This window comes from Marinobacter sp. EhC06, assembly GCF_001650915.1.
In the GTDB taxonomy this organism is placed as follows: domain Bacteria; phylum Pseudomonadota; class Gammaproteobacteria; order Pseudomonadales; family Oleiphilaceae; genus Marinobacter.
Map to the genome: position 1 here is coordinate 508,245 of NZ_LXYO01000023.1, position 21,852 is coordinate 530,096.

The 21,852-nt window shown below is 59.7% G+C and carries 15 protein-coding genes; 10 read left to right on the plus strand and 5 right to left on the minus strand.

Features of this window, described 5'->3' with window-relative positions; genetic code table 11:
* Nucleotides 1-4 precede the first annotated feature (4 nt).
* The gene (locus A8B84_RS12295) at nucleotides 5-874 is read right to left on the minus strand and encodes a polysaccharide deacetylase family protein (protein WP_064229451.1); all 870 of its coding nucleotides are present in this window, start codon (nucleotides 872-874) and stop codon (nucleotides 5-7) included.
* 326 nt (nucleotides 875-1,200) lie between these two features.
* On the opposite strand from A8B84_RS12295, the gene A8B84_RS12300 reads away from it, so the two are divergent.
* From A8B84_RS12300 to folM, 5 genes are all read left to right on the plus strand, one after another.
* Nucleotides 1,201-2,187 (plus strand): TRAP transporter substrate-binding protein, encoded by a 987-nt coding sequence (locus tag A8B84_RS12300; protein WP_064229452.1) that lies wholly within the window; start codon nucleotides 1,201-1,203, stop codon nucleotides 2,185-2,187.
* Nucleotides 2,188-2,245: 58 nt separating this feature from the next.
* Entirely contained in the window at nucleotides 2,246-2,737 is a 492-nt protein-coding gene (locus tag A8B84_RS12305) for a TRAP transporter small permease (RefSeq protein WP_064229453.1), read from the plus strand.
* Between the two features lies 1 nt (nucleotide 2,738).
* Complete coding sequence (locus A8B84_RS12310) at nucleotides 2,739-4,019, plus strand: TRAP transporter large permease (protein ID WP_064229454.1); 1,281 nt, start codon at nucleotides 2,739-2,741, stop codon at nucleotides 4,017-4,019.
* 247 nt (nucleotides 4,020-4,266) lie between these two features.
* Complete coding sequence (locus A8B84_RS12315) at nucleotides 4,267-5,193, plus strand: LysR family transcriptional regulator (RefSeq protein ID WP_064229455.1); 927 nt, start codon at nucleotides 4,267-4,269, stop codon at nucleotides 5,191-5,193.
* A gap of 11 nt (nucleotides 5,194-5,204) precedes the next feature.
* Nucleotides 5,205-5,912 (plus strand): dihydromonapterin reductase, encoded by a 708-nt coding sequence (gene folM / locus A8B84_RS12320; protein WP_064229456.1) that lies wholly within the window; start codon nucleotides 5,205-5,207, stop codon nucleotides 5,910-5,912.
* A gap of 5 nt (nucleotides 5,913-5,917) precedes the next feature.
* Here the strand turns inward: folM and A8B84_RS12325 are convergent, their stop codons facing one another.
* Entirely contained in the window at nucleotides 5,918-6,358 is a 441-nt protein-coding gene (locus A8B84_RS12325) for a DUF4864 domain-containing protein (protein ID WP_064229457.1), read from the minus strand.
* Nucleotides 6,359-6,441: 83 nt separating this feature from the next.
* On the minus strand, nucleotides 6,442-6,873 hold the full coding sequence (locus A8B84_RS12330) for a hypothetical protein (protein ID WP_064229458.1): 432 nt from the start codon (nucleotides 6,871-6,873) through the stop codon (nucleotides 6,442-6,444).
* A gap of 77 nt (nucleotides 6,874-6,950) precedes the next feature.
* Between A8B84_RS12330 and A8B84_RS12335 the strand changes: the two genes are divergently transcribed.
* On the plus strand, nucleotides 6,951-7,241 hold the full coding sequence (locus A8B84_RS12335) for a DUF6482 family protein (RefSeq protein ID WP_064229459.1): 291 nt from the start codon (nucleotides 6,951-6,953) through the stop codon (nucleotides 7,239-7,241).
* A 57-nt stretch (nucleotides 7,242-7,298) separates the two neighbouring features.
* Here the strand turns inward: A8B84_RS12335 and A8B84_RS12340 are convergent, their stop codons facing one another.
* On the minus strand, nucleotides 7,299-8,084 hold the full coding sequence (locus A8B84_RS12340) for an SDR family NAD(P)-dependent oxidoreductase (protein WP_064229460.1): 786 nt from the start codon (nucleotides 8,082-8,084) through the stop codon (nucleotides 7,299-7,301).
* A 155-nt stretch (nucleotides 8,085-8,239) separates the two neighbouring features.
* On the opposite strand from A8B84_RS12340, the gene recC reads away from it, so the two are divergent.
* From recC to recD, 3 genes are read left to right on the plus strand one after another with little or no spacing between them, the layout of a single operon-like run.
* On the plus strand, nucleotides 8,240-11,881 hold the full coding sequence (recC, locus tag A8B84_RS12345; protein ID WP_064229461.1) for an exodeoxyribonuclease V subunit gamma: 3,642 nt from the start codon (nucleotides 8,240-8,242) through the stop codon (nucleotides 11,879-11,881).
* Nucleotides 11,878-15,603 carry an exodeoxyribonuclease V subunit beta gene (gene recB / locus A8B84_RS12350; protein ID WP_064229462.1) on the plus strand — a complete coding sequence of 1,242 codons (3,726 nt, stop codon included), beginning with the start codon at nucleotides 11,878-11,880 and terminating at the stop codon, nucleotides 15,601-15,603. Before recC ends, recB begins: the two co-directional genes overlap by 4 nt.
* A complete protein-coding gene (gene recD, locus A8B84_RS12355) occupies nucleotides 15,600-17,885 on the plus strand; it encodes an exodeoxyribonuclease V subunit alpha (protein WP_064229463.1) in 2,286 nt (761 codons plus the stop codon). Before recB ends, recD begins: the two co-directional genes overlap by 4 nt.
* Before the next feature lie 97 nt (nucleotides 17,886-17,982).
* On the opposite strand, the gene A8B84_RS12360 is transcribed toward recD, so the two are convergent.
* Complete coding sequence (locus A8B84_RS12360) at nucleotides 17,983-19,791, minus strand: ABCB family ABC transporter ATP-binding protein/permease (RefSeq protein WP_064229464.1); 1,809 nt, start codon at nucleotides 19,789-19,791, stop codon at nucleotides 17,983-17,985.
* A gap of 252 nt (nucleotides 19,792-20,043) precedes the next feature.
* Between A8B84_RS12360 and A8B84_RS12365 the strand changes: the two genes are divergently transcribed.
* On the plus strand, nucleotides 20,044-21,774 hold the full coding sequence (locus tag A8B84_RS12365; protein WP_064229465.1) for an ABC transporter transmembrane domain-containing protein: 1,731 nt from the start codon (nucleotides 20,044-20,046) through the stop codon (nucleotides 21,772-21,774).
* Nucleotides 21,775-21,852: the final 78 nt, after the last annotated feature.

Consider the following 21,852-nt stretch of genomic DNA (forward strand, 5'->3'; position numbering starts at 1 on the left):
GGTATCAATCGTCGAAAAATGGTCTCACATAATCAAAGATCTGTCCTCTGGTGGTTAGCCACAGTTCGCTTTGCTGGGCACATCGCTTAACGATTTCTTCAAATGCCCAGGCGCCCGCAGGCCTGCCATAGCAGTGGCCGTGAACAATCACATCCAGAATCAGGGTTTCGCGATTGCTCGCCAAAAGCCTGTCCAACGTCGCTGTGAACATCTCGACAAACTGCTCGGGCGTTCTGCCAAATCGCATGGCGTGTGGCAGATCATTGAAATCGATGGTTACCGGGATCGCCATGATCGTACTATCGGAAAACCGCTGAAGGTACGGTCGATCATCATCCAGTGCATCGCCGTGCCACTTGTAGCCATGCAGGGATAGCCTGCGCTGAACGTCCAGATCGGAGGTGATTCTGGGACTGATCCAGCCGCCAGGCTTCTGACCGGTTGCTTGCTGAATCAGCGCAGTTGATTTTTTTATATTGTCTTCGATCTGCTGTTCATTCAGATACGGGAAAAGCATGTTCTGGCCATAGCTGTGGCCGATGATCTCATGCCCATAGTCAAAGCGTTTTTTGAGCTCAGCCGAACAGTGTTCTGCAACCAGACCGGAGGTAAATACACTGGTGGCCACGCCGTAGCTTTCCGCGATATCAAACAACCTTTTCGCGCCCACATTGGCGTTATAACGACCATAACTGTCGGCGTTTGGGTCTACCGTATCACCGTCCAGAACATTGCCCATGGGATTCACACTGGAACACGAATCCGGTGTCCACATTTCAAAAGCGATATTAAAATTGATCGCCAATCGTTTGTTTTCGGGCCATAAAAAATCTTTTTCCAGGCGCTCTATTTCACACGACACTTCCTGGCTCATTGCTTTTTCCTTTTATTAATTAATAACGAACCCCATTAAATAAATAATCAGATCACAAATAAATAATATGATTTATCAGTTTTTGCAAATTCAATTATATTCAGGTTGTTATGAATGGAATTCAGGAAGGTGGCTTTTTAATTTAATTCACAAATGACTGAATAATATTAAATTTGCGCTTTTGTTTTTCTTACCCTAGATTATTTTTTACCGATCAAAATCGGAGCAAATAAACACAAATAAATTTGGCACAACCTGCCTGACTGGAAAGCGGATACCATCAAGACAAAACACCTTCCCAGTTTGATTTACATCGGAGAACAACAATGAAACTCATGAATCGTAAATTGATCGCCGCCGCCCTCCTGGCCAGCGCCGCCACGTTGAGCCAGGCCCAGACAACCATCAAGCTCGGCTGGACCACGGCTGACAGTAAAGTCGACCCCTACGCAATCGCCGCCCACTACTTTGCGGAAGAGCTCGAGGCCGCCGCACCGGGCGAATTCAACGTTCAGTTCTACCCCAACCACCAACTCGGCAACGACACCGCGATGCTGCAAGCCATGCAGTTCGGAACCATGGACGCAGGTGTGATTACCGGAACCCAGGTCGGTACTCTGGAGTCCGCGTTCCAGCTCAACGATCTGCCCTTTCTGTATGCCAACAACCAGCAGGCACACAAAGTCCTGGATGGCGAAGTCGGCCAGACACTGCTTGCCAAGCTGGACGCCAAAGGCATTATCGGGCTTGGTTTTCCGGAAGCCGGCTTCCGGCACACCATTAACAACGAGCGCCCAATCCGCACACCGGAGGATTTCAACGGCGTGAAGTTGCGGGTTCAGCCCAGCGATCTGTTCATTGCCAGCTTCCGCGCCATAGGTGCAAACCCGGTACCCATGGCCTGGAGTGATGTCTTTACCGCGGTACAACAGGGCACGGTCGACGGGCTGGAAATCCCGCTGCCTGTTATCTTTGCCAACAAGTACCCGGAAGTAACTGACTATCTTTCCCTGACAAGTCATACCTACAACGCCCTGGCCCTGCTGATGTCCAAGCAGACCTTCAACAAGCTTTCTCCGGAAACCCAGGAACTGGTTCATCAGGCCGCCAAGCGGGCCATTGATCGCCAGCGCGAGACCGTTGCGTCCAATAACGGTGCGGTTCTTGACCAGATCGAGGCGGCGGGTATGACGGTCAATGAAGTCGACGATGTGGAGGCGTTCCGGAGCAAGGTTGCCAACGTCTACGACGAATACCGCAGCAAGATTGGCGCGGATATTCTCGACATGGCCCTGGAGCAGGTGGCCGAGTAACGCCACCTGTCCTGGAACACCCCGAATCTATCGGGACTTCTGACCGGGAACCGTTTGGATGTATCAGTACCTGGATAAATTTGGAAACGCCCTGGCCCTGGGATCCCAGGCTGTCGGAGTGGTGACTGCTCTGGCCATGATCGGCAGCCTGCTACTTGGTGTGTTCTACCGTTACGTACTCGGTGATGCGCTGGTGTGGAGCGATGAAGTCGCAGCCCTGGCATTTACCTGGACGGTCTTCCTGTTTGCCAGCGCGCTGGTCCGCACCGGGGGCCATGTTCGGGTAACCCTGCTGGTCGACTCGCTGCCGGCACTTCTCGGTGAACTGGTGGAACGAAGCATCATGGTGCTGATCATCGGCTTCGGGCTGGTAATGCTCTGGACCGGCTGGAACTTCGCGGAGTTCACCGCCGGCCAGGTATCGCCCGCTATCCGCTATCCAGTCTGGGTCAAGAATGCAGCGGTTCCCGTCGGAGGCGCGCTGATCAGTATTCATGCCCTGATTCTTCTTGTCCGGCCACGGCCGATCCACAAATCCTCGGAGCATTAACATGGGTGAGATTGGCCTGGTCATGATAATTGGCCTGATTGTTCTCCTGGCCCTCGGTGTACCCATTGCGTTCACAATCGGCTTGCTGGCGGCTGTGGGCATCTGGATGGCCGATGTGAATCCGATGATTCTGCCCCAGCAATTTATTGCCGGAAGCAGCGTCACGAGCCTGCTCGCCATTCCCGGCTTTATCCTGGCAGGTGAGGTGATGAGCGCAGGCGGCCTGTCCCGGCGGCTGGTGCGTGTCGCTGAAACCTTCTTCGGGCATCTGACTGGCGGCCTCTCGATGTCGACAGTGGCTGCCGGAACCTTCTTTGGCGCAATCTCCGGGTCCGCCCCCGCCACCACAGCGGCCGTCGGCTCAATCATGATCGATGAGCTGGAAGACCGGGGCTACCAGCGCGGTTATGCCGCGGCACTTGCGACCGCAGTGGGACCGCTGGGACAAATGATTCCGCCTTCTATCCCGATGGTCATCTGGGGTGTACTGGCGGAGGAATCCATCGCCAAGCTGTTCCTTGCTGGCATCATTCCCGGTCTTATTGCCGCCGCCGGTTTCTGTGTAGTAAGTGTCCTTTACGCCCGGCATCACGGTGTCGCAAAGGAAAAGCGTGCCACCGGCAAAGAATTCCTGTTCGCTCTGAAGGATGGCATCTGGGCCCTGCTTGCCCCGGTTGTCATACTTGGCGGTATCTACAGCGGCATGTTCACTCCCACCGAAGCCGCTATGGTCGGTGTCCTATACAGCGCCATTGTCGGCCTGTTTCTGTACCGCGATCTGGACTGGAGGAAAATGCCCTCTATCCTGATGAGCTCCATGAGAACGACCGCCGTTATCATGTTCATCGTTGCGGTGGCGTACGGGTTCGCCTGGGTCATGGCCAGTGAACAGATTCCGGCCCAGCTCACCCAGGCGCTGCTTGCGCTCACGGACAACCCGATCATCCTGCTACTGATCGTCAATATCATGTTGTTGCTGCTGGGCGCCGTGATGGACAACATCTCCGCTATGGTCATTCTCAGTGGCGTCCTTATAGGGCTGGGCCAGCAGATCGGTCTGGATCCGATCCAGTTGGGGGCCATGGTGGTGATCAACTTTGCCGTTGGCATGGTGACGCCACCGGTGGGCTATTCCATTTTTGTCGCCTCCAGCATCAGCGGGCTGCGCGTGGAGACTGTCGCGCGCCATATCTGGCCCTTCATGCTGGTTCTGCTTGGCGTGGTGGCACTGGTGGCCTATGTGCCGGCCATTACCCTCTGGCTGCCTGCAACCTTCGGCTGAGCCAGAGCCATTGTGGTGGTCTGCTTCCGGAATCTCTCCACGTAACCGCTCCCCTCAACCCGGTGCCTGGTAACAGGGCACCGGCTTCCCTCTGATTGCCAACACCTCTGAATCTGGCGCAAATTTGCCGGGTCTGCGAGACTTGTCAGATGCCTCTGGCAATCAACGGCCGGCCTGAAGCGCGACAGCGCTGCCAGGAGGACGTTGCGATAACAATAATGACGGCAAGCTGCGAGAATTAATAAATATGGTGAATTTACGCGATTTTGATCTTAATTTGCTGGTAATTTTCACCAACATCATGGAACAACGCTCGATATCAAAAGTGGCCAATGAGCTTGGGCTCTCCCCCTCGGCCGTCAGCCACGCACTCGCGCGATTGCGCCTGATGCTCAACGATCAGTTGTTTTACCGCACCGCCAAGGGGCTGGAACCCACCGAAAGAGCCAAAGAACTCATTGTTCAGGTGGAAGACGGCCTGTCGTACCTTTCCAGCGCGATCAGTGCCCAGCAGCAGTTCGTGCCTGCCGAATCAAAGCGCGTGTTCAGCATGCAGGTGGCCAATTATATCTCCGGCTTTTTCCTGCCAAGTTTTTCCCGGCGGATTCGCGAAGAAGCGCCGAATATCACCATCGATATCCTGCCATTCTCCATTTCCACCGAGAGCTCCGAGTGGGACCGGGTAGACGCACAGATCCGTTTGACTCCGGGCCGTTTGAAGCCCAAGGCTGTGCGAAGTAAGCGGCTGATGGCCGATGACGTTGTGGTGCTGATGCGACCAGACCATCCCAGTGCGTCGGAGCCGATGACTCCGGAGCTGTATGCCAGGTTGCCCCATGTAAAACTCTCCCAGGCGTCCACAGGTACAACGGTGATCGATGACGCCCTCGCCGGCCGCGGTTTTGAACGACATTCTGCGTTGATTGTGTCCAGCTGGGACGCCATTCCCGATATCCTGCTGAAGACAGATCTGATTGCCATAGCGCCACAGCGCCTGCTGGCCCTGGATCCGCGCCTCAAACATCTCAAAGCCGCCCCGCTGCCACTGGAGGAGGTCGTGTTCTCCTTTGACCTGTGCTGGGACCAGAACTCCGAGAAAGAATCCGGTCACAAATGGCTCTGCGAGACGATTATTGACGTATTCAATTCGGAGATTAAGCAGATTGAACCCTGATTGGAGATGTCATGACCGCACCCATTCTGATCACCGGCGCCGGCCAACGCATTGGTCTGGCCTTCGCCAGAGCCTGCCTTGATCGTGGCCAGCCCATCATCGTTACCTACCGCACCTATCGCCCGGCCATCGATGCACTGCAGAAAGCGGGTGCCGAATGTCTCCACGCCGATTTTGCCACCGACGAAGGCATTGATGGCTTCATCCAGGCCCTGAAATCCCGGACGGACACGCTACGTGCCATTATCCACAATGCGTCGGACTGGCTACCGGAGAGCGAAGACTCCGACCCGGCAGACGTGATGAACGCCATGATGCAGATTCACGTGATGACACCGTACCGGATCAACCTCGCGTGCCAGTCGATGCTGGAGCAGGAGGGTTCGACAACCGACATTATCCACATGACCGACTACGTGGTGGAGAAGGGCAGCGCGAAGCATATCGCCTATGCCGCCAGCAAGGCAGCGCTTACCAACATGACCCTGTCGTTCGCCCGGTTACTGGCGCCCAGGGTCAAGGTGAATGCGCTTGCACCGTCCCTGATCATGTTTAACCAGGGCGATAGCGAGGCTTATCGGGAAAAAACCCTGAAAAAGTCACTGATGGGCATAGAACCGGGAGCTGAAGTCGCCGTCGCCACTTTGCAGTTCCTGCTGGACAATCCCTACATCACGGGCAGGACCCTGCCCCTGGACGGCGGGCGGCACCTGGCCTGAGCCCGTTAAATGCCCAGCTCGGCCGGCTGGAGTCTCACGCCGGCCACCTTCCAGGCGCCTTCCGTCAACACCATCCGGTAATAGGCGTCCCACCGCTTGCCTTCCGGTCCCTGCAAGCGCACCACCTGGATTTCAAAGGCGCCATGGGGCACGCGCTGAGTAAATTCGATGGCCGTGGCGTTGTGCACGGCAGGGTAGGCTTCGCGAACCATATCAACAAACACCTGGGACGACCCGAATCGACGCTTTATGCCCTCGGAGGCGTGGGCCCAGGCCTGCTCCTCGTCGTTGTTGGCAAAGGCTTCGATCTGGCGAAGGATAGTGTCGCGGATGTCCGCATCTTTGTCGCTGGCTACAGACTGTGAGGACCCGAGGATAGCCAGCCCCATAAAAGCGAGAAGAACGGGAATCAGCCACTTTCCGAATATGATGTTTTGGTGACCCATGATGGCACCTCTCTATTGTTCATCTTTTAAACAATACGGCCAGAACAGGGCTCCGGATTCGCGTTTCGGCAGGGGGATTCATCTTACCGGCTGCCCTTCTCCGGCCAGATGATCTTCATCAGTGCCCGTCGCTTCGGATTGGGAAAGGCAATGGCATTGTCAGACCTGGCAATGGCAAGCACTTCTCCGAGCATGCGGAACAGGTCAATGTTCTCGTGAACACAGCGGGGAATGGCCTGCTGCCGAAGAAAGCTCAGATACCGATCCAGATTGTCTTCATCCGACCGCCAGTGATCGCCAAAGGCATTCCGGAACAACGCACGGGTGGCAATGGCACGCCACTCATCCCGATACCCCGTCTTTAGCCGTTCCGGGTATACATACAGGTCCTTGATTTCCTGATTGATTTCTACTGCCGGGCGATCCGGGGGGAAAAGTATTCTCATGGCCAAAAGGTCGTAGTTGTCATCCAACTGCTCGTCCACGGCGGCTTTGACCAAATCAATCCTGCTCATGATTGCTCGTTTATTGACCTGTTTGGCTGTGTGTTCCGTAACCTTCATTACGACAACGAGCGCGCGGGAGACTTCCGATGCACATGGATACTGGCGAACTGAAAAGCCACAAACACGACACCATTTCCTTGCTGGAGATCGTCTCCATGGAGGGGCGCTATTACATGGCGCGGTTCTATCTGGATGGCCAGGGCTATGTTCTGACCGATCCCCACGACAAGCCGGTTCTGTTTTCAGGTGCCTGCGCGGTACGGGAATACTTTCACGATTATCAGGTTGCCAGCACCGAAGTGATTCCGCCTACCGGTACCGACGAAATGATCGGTATGCCGGACAGCAGCGGCGAAACCATGAGGGTTCCCCTTTAAGCATGCGGGTTACCCTTCAAGATAGGGGTTTAAGGCAAGGATCCAATTCGCCAGCCGTCAGCTTCCGGCAAACGACAAGGAATCCACCAGATCGGCGCCGTTGAAAACGGCACCGTGAAAATCACTCTCCGGAACCTGGTTCAGCGTGAACGCCAACGCACTGGCGGCTTGTTCGGCGGTCAGGCAGTCGCCGGACGCCAGGCGCCTGTTCAGCCATTCCGCATGGGGAAGGTTCATTTCACCAGCCTTATGGATATGACTCCTGATTCCGGGAGTATCCACCAGCCCCGGCTGGAACAGACTCACCACCGGTCCGTCCGACATGGTGTCGAATTCCACGGACATCTGGCGCACCAGCCGACGCAACGCCATTTTGCTGATCCCGTAACTGCCGGTTCCCGGCTGGGCGTGCTTGTCCATACCCGCACCAATCATGACAATCCTCGACGCGGGATCGCCGCCTTTGAGCACCGGCAGCAACGACTGGGTGAGCAGCATCGGGGCAGACACGTTCACGGCCAGCGCTTCCTGAAAATCAATCAGGCCAAGGCTGGCGAAATCCGCCGCCGGTTCACCCACGCCGGCACAATAGACAAAGGCTGAAAGGTGATCGACCGCATCACTCACCTGGTGGGCCAGATCGCGGGTACTGCCCGGATCCGCCAGATCGACGCCCAGTGTCATCACTTCACAGTCAGGTGCCTCGGCGCGAAGTGTTTCCGCCACCTCCTCCAGCTTCGCCAGGGTCCGGCCGGCAAGAATCAGGTTATGGCCCCGGGCGGCAAGCTCCAGAGCGAGGGCCCGGCCAATGCCCGAACCGGCGCCGGTGATCAGTGTCCACATAATGCGTCTCTCCTGCGCAGATAGTTCACGACACCGCCTGTCGCAACGGGCCGCCATGATTTCCGGTGTTCAGACGTTTCAGACTGTCCGCATCTGTGGTCACATACGGTAACCTGTGGCAACAGGATTGAACTGCAAACCAGACAAGGAAACCCATGGCCGCACTCTCCACCGAGTCCACCGGACAACCCGCCAACATCGAGCCCGGGTTTCACGCGATCCACGCCAATCATCTGGAAGATCTGCGCCGGGCCGTTGTGTACATCTGCCGGCATAACCCCATGCCCCCGCTGCAGAGCGAGACCTTCCTGGTACAGAGCAACGGCATTGCCCAGTGGCTGAAGCTGGCACTGGCGGAGAAGCGAACCGAGGATGGCATGGAAGGCGGCCTGGGAATTGCCGCCGGCATGGACTTTCTGTTCCCGGCCCGGTTTATCTGGCAGGCCTACCGCGCGGTGCTTCCGGACGGCGAGGTGCCGGAACAGTCGCCCTTCGACAAGCGTCGCCTGGTGTGGCGGCTGTACCGGTTGCTTCCGGAATTGGTGGGGCAGGACGAAGCCTTTACCCCACTGGCCCGGTTTCTGGAGGGCCACGATCCGGAGCTGCGCAATTTCCAGCTCGCTGAGAAAGTGGCGGATCTGTTCGACCAGTACCAGGTGTTCCGGGCCGATTGGCTGGCGGCCTGGGAGCAGGGCAAAGACGTGATAATCACGGCCCGGGCAGAGGAAAAGCCGCTGGATGCGGAAACCCGCTGGCAGCCCCTGCTCTGGCGCCGGCTGGTTGAGGACGTGGGCGCGGAAGCCCATACCAGCCGCTCGCAGATCCACACCCGGTTCATGGAACAGGGCCAGCGCATTCCGGCGCCCGCCAATCCGTCACGGCTGCCGACCCGCATTGTCGTGTTTGGCGTCTCCTCGCTGCCGCGGCAAGCGCTGGAAGCCCTGTATGTCCTGAGCCGGTTCAGCCAGGTGGTACTGTGTGTTCACAACCCCTGCCAGTTTTACTGGGCCGATATCATCAGCGACCGGGAGCTGCTCACCGCCGAACGTAAACGGGGCAAAACCCATCCCGCGCTATCATCCGTTGAAGATCCAGACCAGCTGCACCAGCACGCCAATCCGCTGCTGGCCGCCTGGGGCAAGCAGGGCCGCGACTACATCCGGCTGCTGGACGAGTTCGACAACCCGGAGGAATACCGGGGCAGCTTCCAGACCCCGGACCAGAAAATCGATATCTTCTCGAACCATGGCAACGAGGACACACCGCGCCTGCTGCACCAGCTGCAGAACGATATCCACAATCTGACGCCCCTGCAGGAAATCCGCCAGCGACAGCGACAACTGGATTTGCAGCAGGATCATTCCCTGGCGTTCCATCAGGCCCACAGCCCCCAACGGGAAGTGGAAATCCTGCACGATCAGTTGCTGGCGTCTTTCAACGCGGACCCCACGCTGCGGCCCCGGGATGTCATCGTGATGGTGCCGGATATCAACGTGTACGCGCCGCACATCCAGGCCGTGTTCGGCCGTTACCAGCCCGGCCGGAAGCGCCACATTCCCTTCACCATTTCTGACCAGGGCCAGCGCCACCATGAACCGGTGCTGATCGCCCTGGAGACCCTGATGTCACTGCCACGAAGCCGATTCGCGGTGAGTGAGATCATCAGCCTGCTGGAGGTGCCGGGCATACGGGATCGCTTCGGGATTAACGAAGACGAGATTCCCCTCGCCCGGCGCTGGGTAGAGGGCGCCAATATCCGCTGGGGCCTGCACGGCCGGCACCGGGAAAGCCTGGACCTGCCGGCGGAACTGGAACGCAATACCTGGCAAGCCGGCCTGCGGGCGATGCTGCTAGGTTATGGCATGGGTGACGACGAGCCCTGGGGCGGAGTGGAACCCTTTGGCGAAATCGGCGGCCTGCAGGCCAGTCTGGCGGGCCGCCTGAACGACTTTGTGCATCAACTGGAAACCCTCTGGCAGGCGCTGCAGACCAATCGCACACCCGAAGACTGGGAGCGCCTGTTTTCAGAAATGCTCGGGCAGTTTTTCCACAAGGTGGAAGGCAGCGACCTGTTGCTGCTGAACCGTTTCCGCCGCCAGCTGGAACAGTGGCTGGATGACGCCATGGCCGCCGGCCTGCAGGAACAGACGCTGCCCCTGAATATCGTCAAGGATATCCTGCTGGAGGGGCTGGATGAAGGCGGCCTGAACCAGCGCTTCCTGGCCGGCAAGGTGAATTTCGCCACCCTGATGCCCATGCGGGCCATACCCTTCCGGAAGGTGTGCCTGCTGGGCATGAACGACGGTGACTACCCCCGCTCACGGCCGCCGGTGGATTTCGATCTCATGGCCCAGGATTACCGGCCGGGGGACCGTTCCCGCCGGGAAGACGATCGCTACCTGTTCCTGGAAGCCCTGTTGTCCGCCCGGGAGCAGCTGTACATCAGCTGGGTAGGCCGGAGCATCAAGGATGATTCGGAACGGCCACCGTCAGTGCTGGTGGGCCAGCTACAGGATCATCTGGACAGCCTGTGGTCCGTGGCCGGGCAACCGGAGGCAAAGGTCACCGACGCCCTCACCACCCAGCATCCGCTGCAACCGTTCAGCCGGGCCTATTTCCCGAAAGCCAACGGGTTGGACGGGGTTGGTAAGGGTGGTGAGGGTGGTGAGGGCGAAGACAGCCCACCCAGGCCCCTGAACGACGTCCTGAAGGCCCGCCGTCTATTTACCTATGAACGGGAATGGCGCAGTGCTCATGGTGCTGAGGCTATAGAACAGACTCAGTCTGCCCTTCCGTACCAGGCGCCCGAGGAGCCCATCAGCCTGAACGATCTGGCGGCTTTCCTGAAAAAGCCCATCGACACCTTTTACCAGCGTCGACTGCAGGTGCGCTTCGAGGATGTCGAGGACGACGACACCGACAACGAGAATTTTGATCTGGACGGTCTGGACCGCTGGCGCCTGGATAACGAGCTGATTCAGGACGGGCTTCTGAAAGCCAGTAATGAAGAAGAACTGGACGAACGACTGCAAACAACCCTGGACCGGATGGCCCGACGGGGGGACCTGGGCATGGGCGTCACTGAGCACCGCCTGCGTTCCGAGCTGGCCGGTCGATTACCGGACCTGTTCGAACGGTACCAGAGCGCACTGGCTGACTGGCCGGAGGCGATCGCCGAGCCTCTGCCTTTTGACTATCGGTATGAGAATGCCCTGGGTTCTGTTGCGGTCGCCGATCTGATCGACGGCCTTCGCTGCAATGCCGAGGGCGACTTGTGCCGGCTGGTGGTGGCCAGTTCCAGCCTGCTGAGCGGCTCCGCCAGCAGGAAAGTACGCTACGCCAACCTGATGCGGGACTGGCTGATTCATCTTGCCGGGCAACTGAGCGGGCAGCCTTTCCAAACCCTGGTTCTGGGCAAGGAGGAGGGCCGCCGGTTCCGCTTTGCAGCTCTGGCTCCGGAACAGGCCAGACCGCTGTTCGAGGCGGTACTCACCCGGTGGATGGAAGCCACCACCCGGGCCTTGCCGATTCACTGCGAGGCCGGCTTTGCCTGGATCACCAGTTTCTACGGCGGAAAAAAGTATGTCGGTGACCACGAGCGGGCTATCAGCGAGGCAGAGCAGGCCTATACCACCGCTCTGGAGCGGGACACCGGTTACCTGATGGGCGCGTTCGAAACGCCGGAACGGCTGATGGGAAGCGGCGAATTTGAGGCCCTGTTGCATCAGCTCTATGTGCCGGTCTGGGAAGCCGAGCAGGGCAAGTCGGCAGCAGATCAGATCGGGAGCGTGGGATGACTGAACAGATGACCAACCGGAACCCGAACCTGGATCCATTGGCCTTGGCCCTGAACGGCAGTGCCCTGATCGAGGCCAGTGCCGGCACCGGCAAAACCTTCACCATTGCCATTCTGTACGTGCGCCTGGTGCTTGGCCACGGCCAGTCCCCCGACAGTCCGCTGCAGAACCTGCTGCCTCCCAATCTGCTGGTGGTGACCTTTACCGAGGCCGCCACCAAGGAACTGCGTGACCGTATCCGCACCCGGCTCACCCAGGCCGCCGAGGTGTTCTCGGAGGCTAATGACGAGCCCAACCCGCCCGCGGAAACGGCGCTGATCTATCAGCTGCGGGATGAAAGCTACCCGGATCCGGCCAGCTGGCCGGAATGCCGCAAGAAGCTTCTGCTGGCCGCCGAGTGGATGGACGAGGCGGCGGTATCCACCATTCACAGTTTCTGCAACCGCATGCTCAGCGAGCACGCCTTCGACAGCGGCAGCCTGTTCAAGCTCACCCTGGAAACCGACCAGAGCGAATTGCTGGACGAGGTCGCCAGGGATTACTGGCGCACCTTTGTCTATCCGCTGCCCCCGGCGCTGATGGACGAGGCCCTGAGCCACTGGAAAACGCCCGGGGATCTGCGCCAGGGTGTTCGCAACCTGATTGACGATCCTCAGAGCCTGGGCACACCGCCGGAGAGCGTTTACCAGGCCATCGACCAGGTAGTCAGGCGGCGTCTGGAACAGTCACAGGCCCTGAAGGCTCACCCCTGGGGTCAGTGGCGCGGGGAAGTCATCGAGCTGCTGAACGATCTGAACAAGAGCAAGCGGCTCCACGGCGCCAGCAAGAATGCCATGGTCAAGGTCTGGGACTTTCTGGTCGCCTGGGCGGAATCGGACGACCTGTTGCCCGAGAAAATCGACACGGCCGCCGGCTACAAAAATCAGACGCCCGAGGGTCTCGACAATATTCTCAAAGGTGATGAATCCGCCCCCCATCACCCTGCTCTCGACGCCATCGAAGCGCTGCTGGATTTCAGCCAGAACCAGCCCAGTGCCAAATCCGATATCCTGCGCCACGCCAGCCACTGGATTGCCGAGCGGCTGGAATCGGAAAAGCAGAAGCGCTCGGAAATGGGCTTTGACGATCTGCTCACCCGGCTGGACGATGCGCTGCACGGTCCCCGTGGCGACCAGTTGGCGGCCACCATCCGTCGCCAGTTTCCGGTGGCCCTGATCGACGAATTCCAGGACACCGACCCGGTGCAGTACCGCATTTTCGACCGTATCTATGATGTGGAAAGCGCCGACGCCGGCACCTGCCTGTTGATGATCGGGGATCCCAAGCAGGCCATTTACGGCTTTCGGGGTGCCGATATCTACACCTACCTGCAGGCCAGGCAGGGCGTGAAAGAGCGAACCTACACACTCGGCAAGAACTTCCGCTCCGCCAAGACCATGGTGGCGGCGGTTAACCGGGTCTTTGAACACAGTGACCAGAACAGCCGGGACGGCGCCTTCCTGTTCGGCAAGGGCGACACCTCACCGCTGCCGTTCCAGGGTGTGGACGCCAACGGCACCAAACGAAGCTGGTCGATCGACGGGGAAGTGCAACCCAGCCTGGTGTTCTGGACCCACGAATCCGGGGAAGAGGACAGGGACGGCAACCCGAAGGGTATGGCCAAGGGCACCGCCACGGCCGACGTGGCAGAAACCTGCGCCAGCGAGATCGCCCTTTTGCTGACCTTGGGCCAGGCCGGGCAGGCGGGTTTCGCCTTGCCGGATAATCCGGAGGATCTGGAGCCGGTTGCCCCGAGAGACATCGCGATACTGGTCAACAACCGCAACGAGGCCAGCGCGGTGCGGGACGCGCTGGGTCGCCGACGCATCAAGAGCGTCTACCTGTCAGACCGGGATTCGGTACTGACCTCCCGGGAATCCAAAGAAATACTGTGCTGGCTGCGGGCGTTTGCCGAGCCCCGGCAACTGGCTTACATCCGCGCGGCCCTGGCCACGCCCACCCTGGGCCAGACCTGGCATGCCATGAATCAGCTGCTCACCGACGAGCTGGTGCTGGAGCGGGAAATCGAGCGCTTTATCGGTTACCAGCAGCAATGGCAGAAGCAGGGTGTGTTGCCCATGCTACGAACCTTCCTTATGGATTTCGAGGTGCCGGGCCGGTTGCTGCAACGGCCCGACGGCGAACGGCGGCTGACCGACATTCTGCACATTGCCGAATTGCTGCAGCAGGACAGCCTGCAACTGGACGGCGAACATGCCCTGGTGCACCACTACACCCAGATCCTGCGGGCGGCGGACGAGGAAGACGAACACCGTACCCTGCGGCTGGAAAGCGATGCCGGTCTGGTGAAAGTTATCACCGTGCACAAATCCAAGGGTCTGGAGTACCCCCTGGTGTTCCTGCCCTTCGGCACGGCCTTTCGCGCCCAGAGTGAAAAGCAGGCCTTCGTGCGCTATCACGATGACCAGGGCAGGCTGGTTACCGTGTTCGACCCGGCACCGGAAGACGTCGCCAGGGCCGACCAGGAACGCCTGGGTGAGGATATCCGCAAACTCTACGTGGCCCTGACCCGGGCCCGGTTCGCCACCTGGGTGGGCACGGCGGCCCTGGACAACTGGCAGCAAAGCGGTCTGGGCTACCTGATTGCCGGCGATGGACAGAGCCGTATCAGCGACTGCCTGAGTCAGCTGGCCCAGGGCAGAGCAGAGATCCGGATTACCCCGTTACCGGATCCGGACGAGACGCAATACCACGAGCAGGCCCCGGAGGCCCTCGGCCCGGCGCTGGTCTCTTCCCGGGAGGCAAAAGAGGACTGGTGGATCGCCAGTTACTCGTCCATCGAGTACACCGGCATGACCGGCACCGGGATCGCCTTCACCGGTGAAGTGGAAGACGCCCAGACCCAGAACCTGCTGGAAGAAAGCAGCCAGGAGGCAGGGGAAGAGGCGGAACCGATAGCTACGCACCGCAACCAGCACAACTTTCCCAAGGGCGCCGGCCCCGGCACTTTCCTGCACGAATTGCTGGAGTGGTGCACGCAGCAGGGGTTCCAGCGGGTTGTGGATAACCCGCCCCTGCTTCATGAGCAACTGACCCGACGCTGCGGAACCCGTGGCTGGAGTGACTGGGTGGAACCGCTGGAGCGTTGGCTGCTGGCATTGATCAGCAGGCCCTTGAGCCTCGACCGGGCTGGCAGAGAAGGGGTTAGCCTGGCGAACCTGACCACCCTGCGCCCGGAACTGGAGTTCTGGTTTGAGAGCCGCAACGTCAGCGTCCGGAAACTGGACCAGCTGGTGACCGCGCACACCCTGAACGGCGCAGACCGGCCCCGGGTGGAGGAGACCCGATTCAACGGCATGCTCAAGGGCTTTATCGATCTGGTGTTCGAACACAACGGGCAGTATTACGTGCTGGACTACAAATCCAATACCCTGGGCGAAGAGGACAGCGCCTATACCGACCAGGCCATGGGCAACGCCATTCTGGATAAACGCTACGATCTGCAATACGTGCTCTATCTGCTGGCCCTGCACCGGCTGCTGAAAGCCCGTTTGCCGGATTACGACTACGACCGGCACATTGGCGGCGCGGTTTATCTGTTCCTGCGGGGCGTTGATTCCACCAACGGCGGTGCCTTCACTGACAAACCACCCAGAGCCCTGATTGAACAGCTGGATGCCCTGTTCGATGGCGAGTCCGTAAAAGGGGAGGTGGCCGCATGAGCCGTTCCCGTTCTCACACCGGAAAATCCGACCATCAGATTGATCTGTTCGCAGAGGACACCGCCGCGGAACCGTCGACCATGACGCCAGCCGGTGATGCCAGCATCGCTATCAACGATCTGCTCACCAGCCCGGATAAAACCGAATCTCTGCTGGTTCACTGGCAGCAGGCGGAGTGGATCCGCCCGCTGGATGTGGGTTTCGCCCGGCTGATCCGGGAGCTGTCGGAAGAGCAGGGCGAACGCCCGCACCCGCTGGTTCTGCTACTGGCGGCACTGGTCTCGCACCAAGTGGGTCGTGGCCATGTTTGCGTGGATCTGGCCCATCTCCTTGCCGATGCCGGCCATACCCTGTCACTGCCGCCGGAGGAGTCGGTTCACGAGCCACTCGCCGATTCCGGAACCGGCGAACCGGACCAGCCCAAGCCGGACGAGGTGCTTGCTTTTGTGACGCTGCCGGAATGTTTGAGCATACTGGGAAGGGCCTGCGCCGTGAGTGATGGCTCACATACAACACCACTGGTGCTGAATGAAACCCGGCTTTACCTGCGCAGATTCTGGCGTTATGAGCAACGCATTGCTGACGGCATCATGCAACGCCTGGCTCTGCCGTCCGCCCTGGCGGATCCGGAATCCGGACCGGCCCAAACCCTGTCCCGGGCCCTCGGCCAGTTGTTCCAGTCGTCAGAACCGGTGGATTACCAGAAACTGGCCTGTGCCCTGGCCGCCCGCAACCGTTTCGCCGTTATCACCGGCGGGCCCGGCACCGGCAAGACCACCACCGTGGTTAATCTACTGGCAGCCCTGCAGGCGGTCGCCGGGGAATCTCCCGAACGGGCCGGCCGCAAATTCCGCATCCGCCTGGCTGCCCCCACCGGCAAGGCAGCCGCCCGTCTGAACGAATCCATCGGTGGGGCGGTCAGCCGCTTGCCCCTTGCCGAGCTGCCCGGCAACGTGGAGCTGGCTGATATTCCCACGAGGGTCACCACACTGCACCGGTTGCTGGGCAGCCGGCCGGATACCCGCAAATTCCGCCATAACCGCGACAACCCGCTGCTGGTGGATATCCTGGTGATCGACGAGGCCTCGATGGTGGACGTGGACCTGATGGCGTCGGTATTCGATGCCTTGCCCGCCAGCGCCCAGCTGATCCTGCTGGGCGACAAGGATCAGCTGGCCTCGGTGGATGCTGGTGCGGTACTGGGTGAGCTGTGCCAGCGGGCCCTGCAGGCCCACTACACCCTGGAAACGGCACAGTGGCTTGCCGCCATGACCGGCAAGGAGATACCCGAGTCACTGGTGGACGCAACCGGTCAACCCATGGACCAGGCCGTGGCCATGCTGCGCAAAAGTTATCGTTTCCAGGAGGACAGCGGCATCCGGGCGTTCGCGGAAGCCGTGAATACCAATGCCCTTGATAGCGCCATGTTGCGCCAGATCCGGGAAGCGGCCTTCGACGACGTCATCCTGCTCAACGGCCAATCCGGAAAACCGGACCCGGAAGACACCCTGGATCGGGTGTGTCGCCATGCCATCACCGGCTCACCGGAGGCATTCCGCAATGCCGGGCAGGGTCGGCACGTGAACGGCCAGAGCCTGGCACCACCCGTTGGTTACCGCCATTATCTGGAACGGTTACAGAATCACGGCCTGAACGAAGACAGCCCTCGCGAAGACTGGGATGCGATGGCGTTACAGCTCCTTGAAGCCTTCAGTGATTTCCAGGTGCTCTGTGCCCTGCGCAAAGGTCCCTGGGGTGTGGAAGGACTGAACGACCGGATCGCGAGGCAGTTACTGGCGGAGAAGCTGATCCCACGGGCAGAAGGTTGGTACCCGGGCAGACCGGTGCTGATTACCGGCAACGACTACAACCTGGGCCTGATGAACGGCGACATCGGCATTACCGTCAGCGTGCCCTGGGACTGGACTGAAACCGGTGAGCCCCGATACACCCTGCGAGTGGCGTTCCCCAGCAGCGACACGCCTGGCGGCATCCGCTGGATCTCGCCCAGTCGTCTGCAGCAGCTGGAAACCGTGTATGCCATGACGGTGCATAAATCCCAGGGTTCGGAGTTCAACCACACCTGCCTGGTGCTGCCAGACCGGCTCAGCCCCGTCCTGACGAGGGAACTGATCTACACCGGCATCACCCGGGCCCGGAACTGGTTCAGCCTGATTACCGGCACCCAGGAGGTTCTGAGGGACGCTGTCGGGCAGCAGGTGGTGCGCGCATCCGGACTGGCGCTCAGGCTTGTAGATAACGAGTCCCCAAGGCGCCAGTAAGCGGAGGGCCTTGCCAAAACATGCTCCTTCGGCACGTCCATGTGACGCTCGAGCTCCGCCATCCCTGGCTCCGCACGGTTTTGGCAAGGCCCTCCGCTCACTGGCTCAGCTGGCTGTTATCGCCACTTCGGTGCTGCTGCGCCCAGAGATGGGCGTAGTGGCCACCAGCGGCCAGCAACTGGTTGTGGCTGCCGCTTTCAACAATACGCCCGCCATCCATCACCAGAATGGTGTTGGCATCGCGGATGGTGGAGAGCCGATGGGCTATTACCAGCGTGGTCCGTTGCTGGCTGACTTCGTTGAGCGCGCCAAGGATCGCCTGCTCCGACAGTGAATCCAGCGAGGAAGTGGCCTCATCCAGAATCAGCAACGGCGGGTTCTTCAGAATCACCCGGGCAATGGCCACCCGCTGTTTTTCACCACCGGAGAGCTTCAGGCCCCGTTCACCGACTTTGGTTTCATAGCCGTCCGGCAGGCTGTGGATAAAGTCTTCCAGGTGGGCCATCCGGGCCGCCCGATAGACCTCTTCCTCGGTGGCTTCCGGTCGGCCATAGGCCAGATTCCGGTACAGGGTATCGTTGAACAGCACCGTATCCTGGGGCACCACACCAATCGCCGATCGCAGGCTGTCCTGGCTCACGTTACGGATATCCTGGCCGTCGATACGGATGGCGCCCTGATCAACGTCGTAAAAACGGAACAGCAGGCGGGCGAGGGTGGACTTGCCGGCACCACTGGCCCCCACCACCGCCACCTTATGGCCGGCTGGGATGGTGAAATTCACATCCCGCAGGATCGGCCGGTCCGGGCGATAGGCAAAGTGGATATGGTCGAACTGCACTTCACCTTTATCCACAGCTAGCTCGGTGGCATCCGGGGCATCTTCAATGGCCGGTTTATCCCCCAGCAGTTTGAACAGGCGCTCGACATTCACCAGGGCCTGCCGGATTTCCCGGTAGACAAAACCCAGGGCATTCAGCGGAATGAACAGCTGGAGCAGGTAAGCGTTGATCATGGTGAAGTCACCCAGGGTGATCTCACCGCTGGCCACTTCCTGAACAGCCATGGCCATGATCACGATCATCGCCAGACCAATAATCAATGCCTGGCCGGAGTTAAGCGCGGCCAGGGACAACCGGTTTTTCAGCCGGGCCTGTTCCCAGTCATCCAGATCGACGTCGTATAACTGCGCCTCATAGCGTTCATTATTGAAATATTTGACGGTCTCATAGTTCAGCAGGCTGTCTATCGCCCGCGAGTTCGACTGGTTATCCCGGGCGTTGGCTTCGCGCACGAATTTGGTCCGCCACTCGGTAATCTTGATGGAAAAGACCACGTAGACCACCACGGCCACCAGAATGGCCAACACATAACCGACGTTGAACACCACGAACAGGATGCCGGCCACCAGCAGGATTTCCAGGAGGGTGGGCACAATGTTGAACAGGGTAAAGCGCAGCAGGAAGCTGATGCCGTTGGTACCCCGCTCGATATCCCGGGCCAGGCCACCGGTCTTGCGGTCCAGGTGGAAAGCCAGTTCCCGCTGGTGCAGGTGCTCGAACACCCGCAGGGAAACCCGCCGCATGGCCCGCTCGGCCACCCGCGCGAAAACCGCATCCCGAAGCTCATTGAACAGGGTGGCGCCAAAGCGCAGCGAACCATAGGCCACCACCAGAACCACTGGAATCCACAGCAGCATGTCCGCCCCGCGGTTCTGGTCCAGGTAATCGACGATGTATTTCAGGGCGATTGGCGTGGCGACGGTGGCCAGCTTGGCCAGCACCAGCAAAGCCAGGGATAAAGCCACCCGGCCGCGGAATTCGTCGAGATAGGGCCAGAGGCCTGAAATGATTTTCCAGTCCGGTTTATGATCTGCCGGGTAATCGTTGTCGGCGTAGGCTCTCAATTCATGTTCCTTCCGCTTCGGAGTAGTCGAGCGCGCGGGTGGAGCGGCTTGCCAGGACACGCTGTAAATACGTCCCTGTACGCTCGGCGAAAGCCATCCCTGGCTTTCGACGGTCCTGGCAAGCCGCTCCACCCGCACGCTCTTGCGTAGCTGTATGATAGGTCTTGTATGGAGTACAAACCGTATTGTTAGCGGAGTCTACAGCACCCCGTATCCAGGAGGCACATCATTAACACTCGTCACCGCAAAGCCCTGAAACTGGTCATCGACTTTATCAGCCCCTATCGCCGGGCTGTCGCCGGTGCCCTGGTGGCGCTGATTTTTACGGCCGGAATTACGCTCGGGTTAGGGCAGGGTTTACGTATTCTCGTGGATCAGGGATTAGCCACCGAGTCGCCGGAGAACCTGGCCAGGGCCATCGGTCTGTTTTTCATCCTGGTATTGGGGCTCGCATTTGGCTCGTTTGCCCGGTTCTATCTCGTGTCCTGGATCGGCGAGCGAGTGGTGGCGGATATTCGCAAAAAGGTGTTCAACCACCTGATTGATCTTCATCCGGGCTTTTTCGAGCAGAACCGGGCCCTCGAGATCCAGTCTCGGTTTACTGCCGATACCACCGTGCTGCAATCGGTGATTGGCTCGACCGTATCCATTGCCCTGCGTAACGCCCTGATGCTGGTCGGCGGGTTGCTGCTGCTGTTCATTACCAACGCCAAGCTGGCGAGTATCATTCTACTGGGCTTTCCACTGGTGATTGCCCCCATCCTGTTCTTTGGCCGGAGAGTTCGCGCGCTGTCCCGGCTCAGCCAGGACCGGGTGGCCGATGTTGGCAGTTACGTGGGCGAGAACCTCACGCAGATCAAGACCGTTCAGGCCTTTAACCACCAGCCCCACGACCGTCGGTATTTTTCCGAGGTGTCGGAACGGGCCTTCGACATAGCCCGGCAGCGTATCCGTCAGCGGGCCTGGCTGACCACGCTGGCTATTTCCCTGGTGATGGGCGCCGTCGGGATTGTTATCTGGATAGGAGGGCTGGATGTGATTAACGGCCGGATCAGCCCCGGCGAGCTGGCGGCCTTCGTGTTTTACAGCCTGCTGGTGGGCGTTGCTGCCGGTGCCATCAGCGAGGTGATTGGCGAGTTGCAAAGGGCGGCCGGGTCGGCGGCACGGCTGTTCGAGCTGCTTCAGACCGAGCCGGCGTTTGAGCGTAAAGACACGACTCTTGAACTGCCTGAACACATTCAAGGTGCGATCAAGATTGACCGTCTGAGCTTCAGTTACCCCGGGCGTTCGGAACAGCCCGCGCTGACGGATCTTACGCTTGAGGTAAAAGCCGGCGAAACCCTGGCCCTGGTTGGCCCGTCGGGAGCCGGCAAATCCACCCTGTTTGACCTGCTGCTGCACTTCTACCAGCCGACGGAGGGCAGCATTCTAATTGATGGCATGGACACCGCCGATCTCTCGCTCGAGGCCCTGCGTCGGTGTTTTTCCCTGGTGCCCCAGAATCCCGCCCTGTTCCATGGCACCGTGGCCGACAACATCCGCTACGCTCGGCCCGACGCCAGCCAACAGGACGTCGAGCAGGCCGCGAAGATCGCCCATGCCCATGATTTCATCCAGGCCCTGCCCAAAGGCTACGAAACCCGGCTAGGAGATGCTGGACTGGGCCTGTCCGGTGGCCAGAAGCAGCGTCTTGCCATCGCTCGGGCGTTGCTGGCCGATGCCCCGATCCTGTTGCTGGATGAAGCCACCAGTGCCCTGGATGCCGAAAGTGAAAACCTCATCCAGCAGGCGATGCCGGCGCTGACCGCGGAGCGAACCACCCTGGTGATTGCCCATCGACTGGCCACGGTGCGGGACGCTGATCGCATTGCGGTACTGGACCAGGGCCGGCTGCTGGCGGTGGGTAGCCACGATGAACTGATGCGTCATAACCCCCTCTATCAGCGGCTGGCAAAACTGCAATTTCGGGACGATGCCGCCTGAGGGCGACAATAGTCGGTTTGTTTCCTGTCACCGTACTACTTACACTGTTAGATGAAACTTTCGAACCTGAACCCAGGG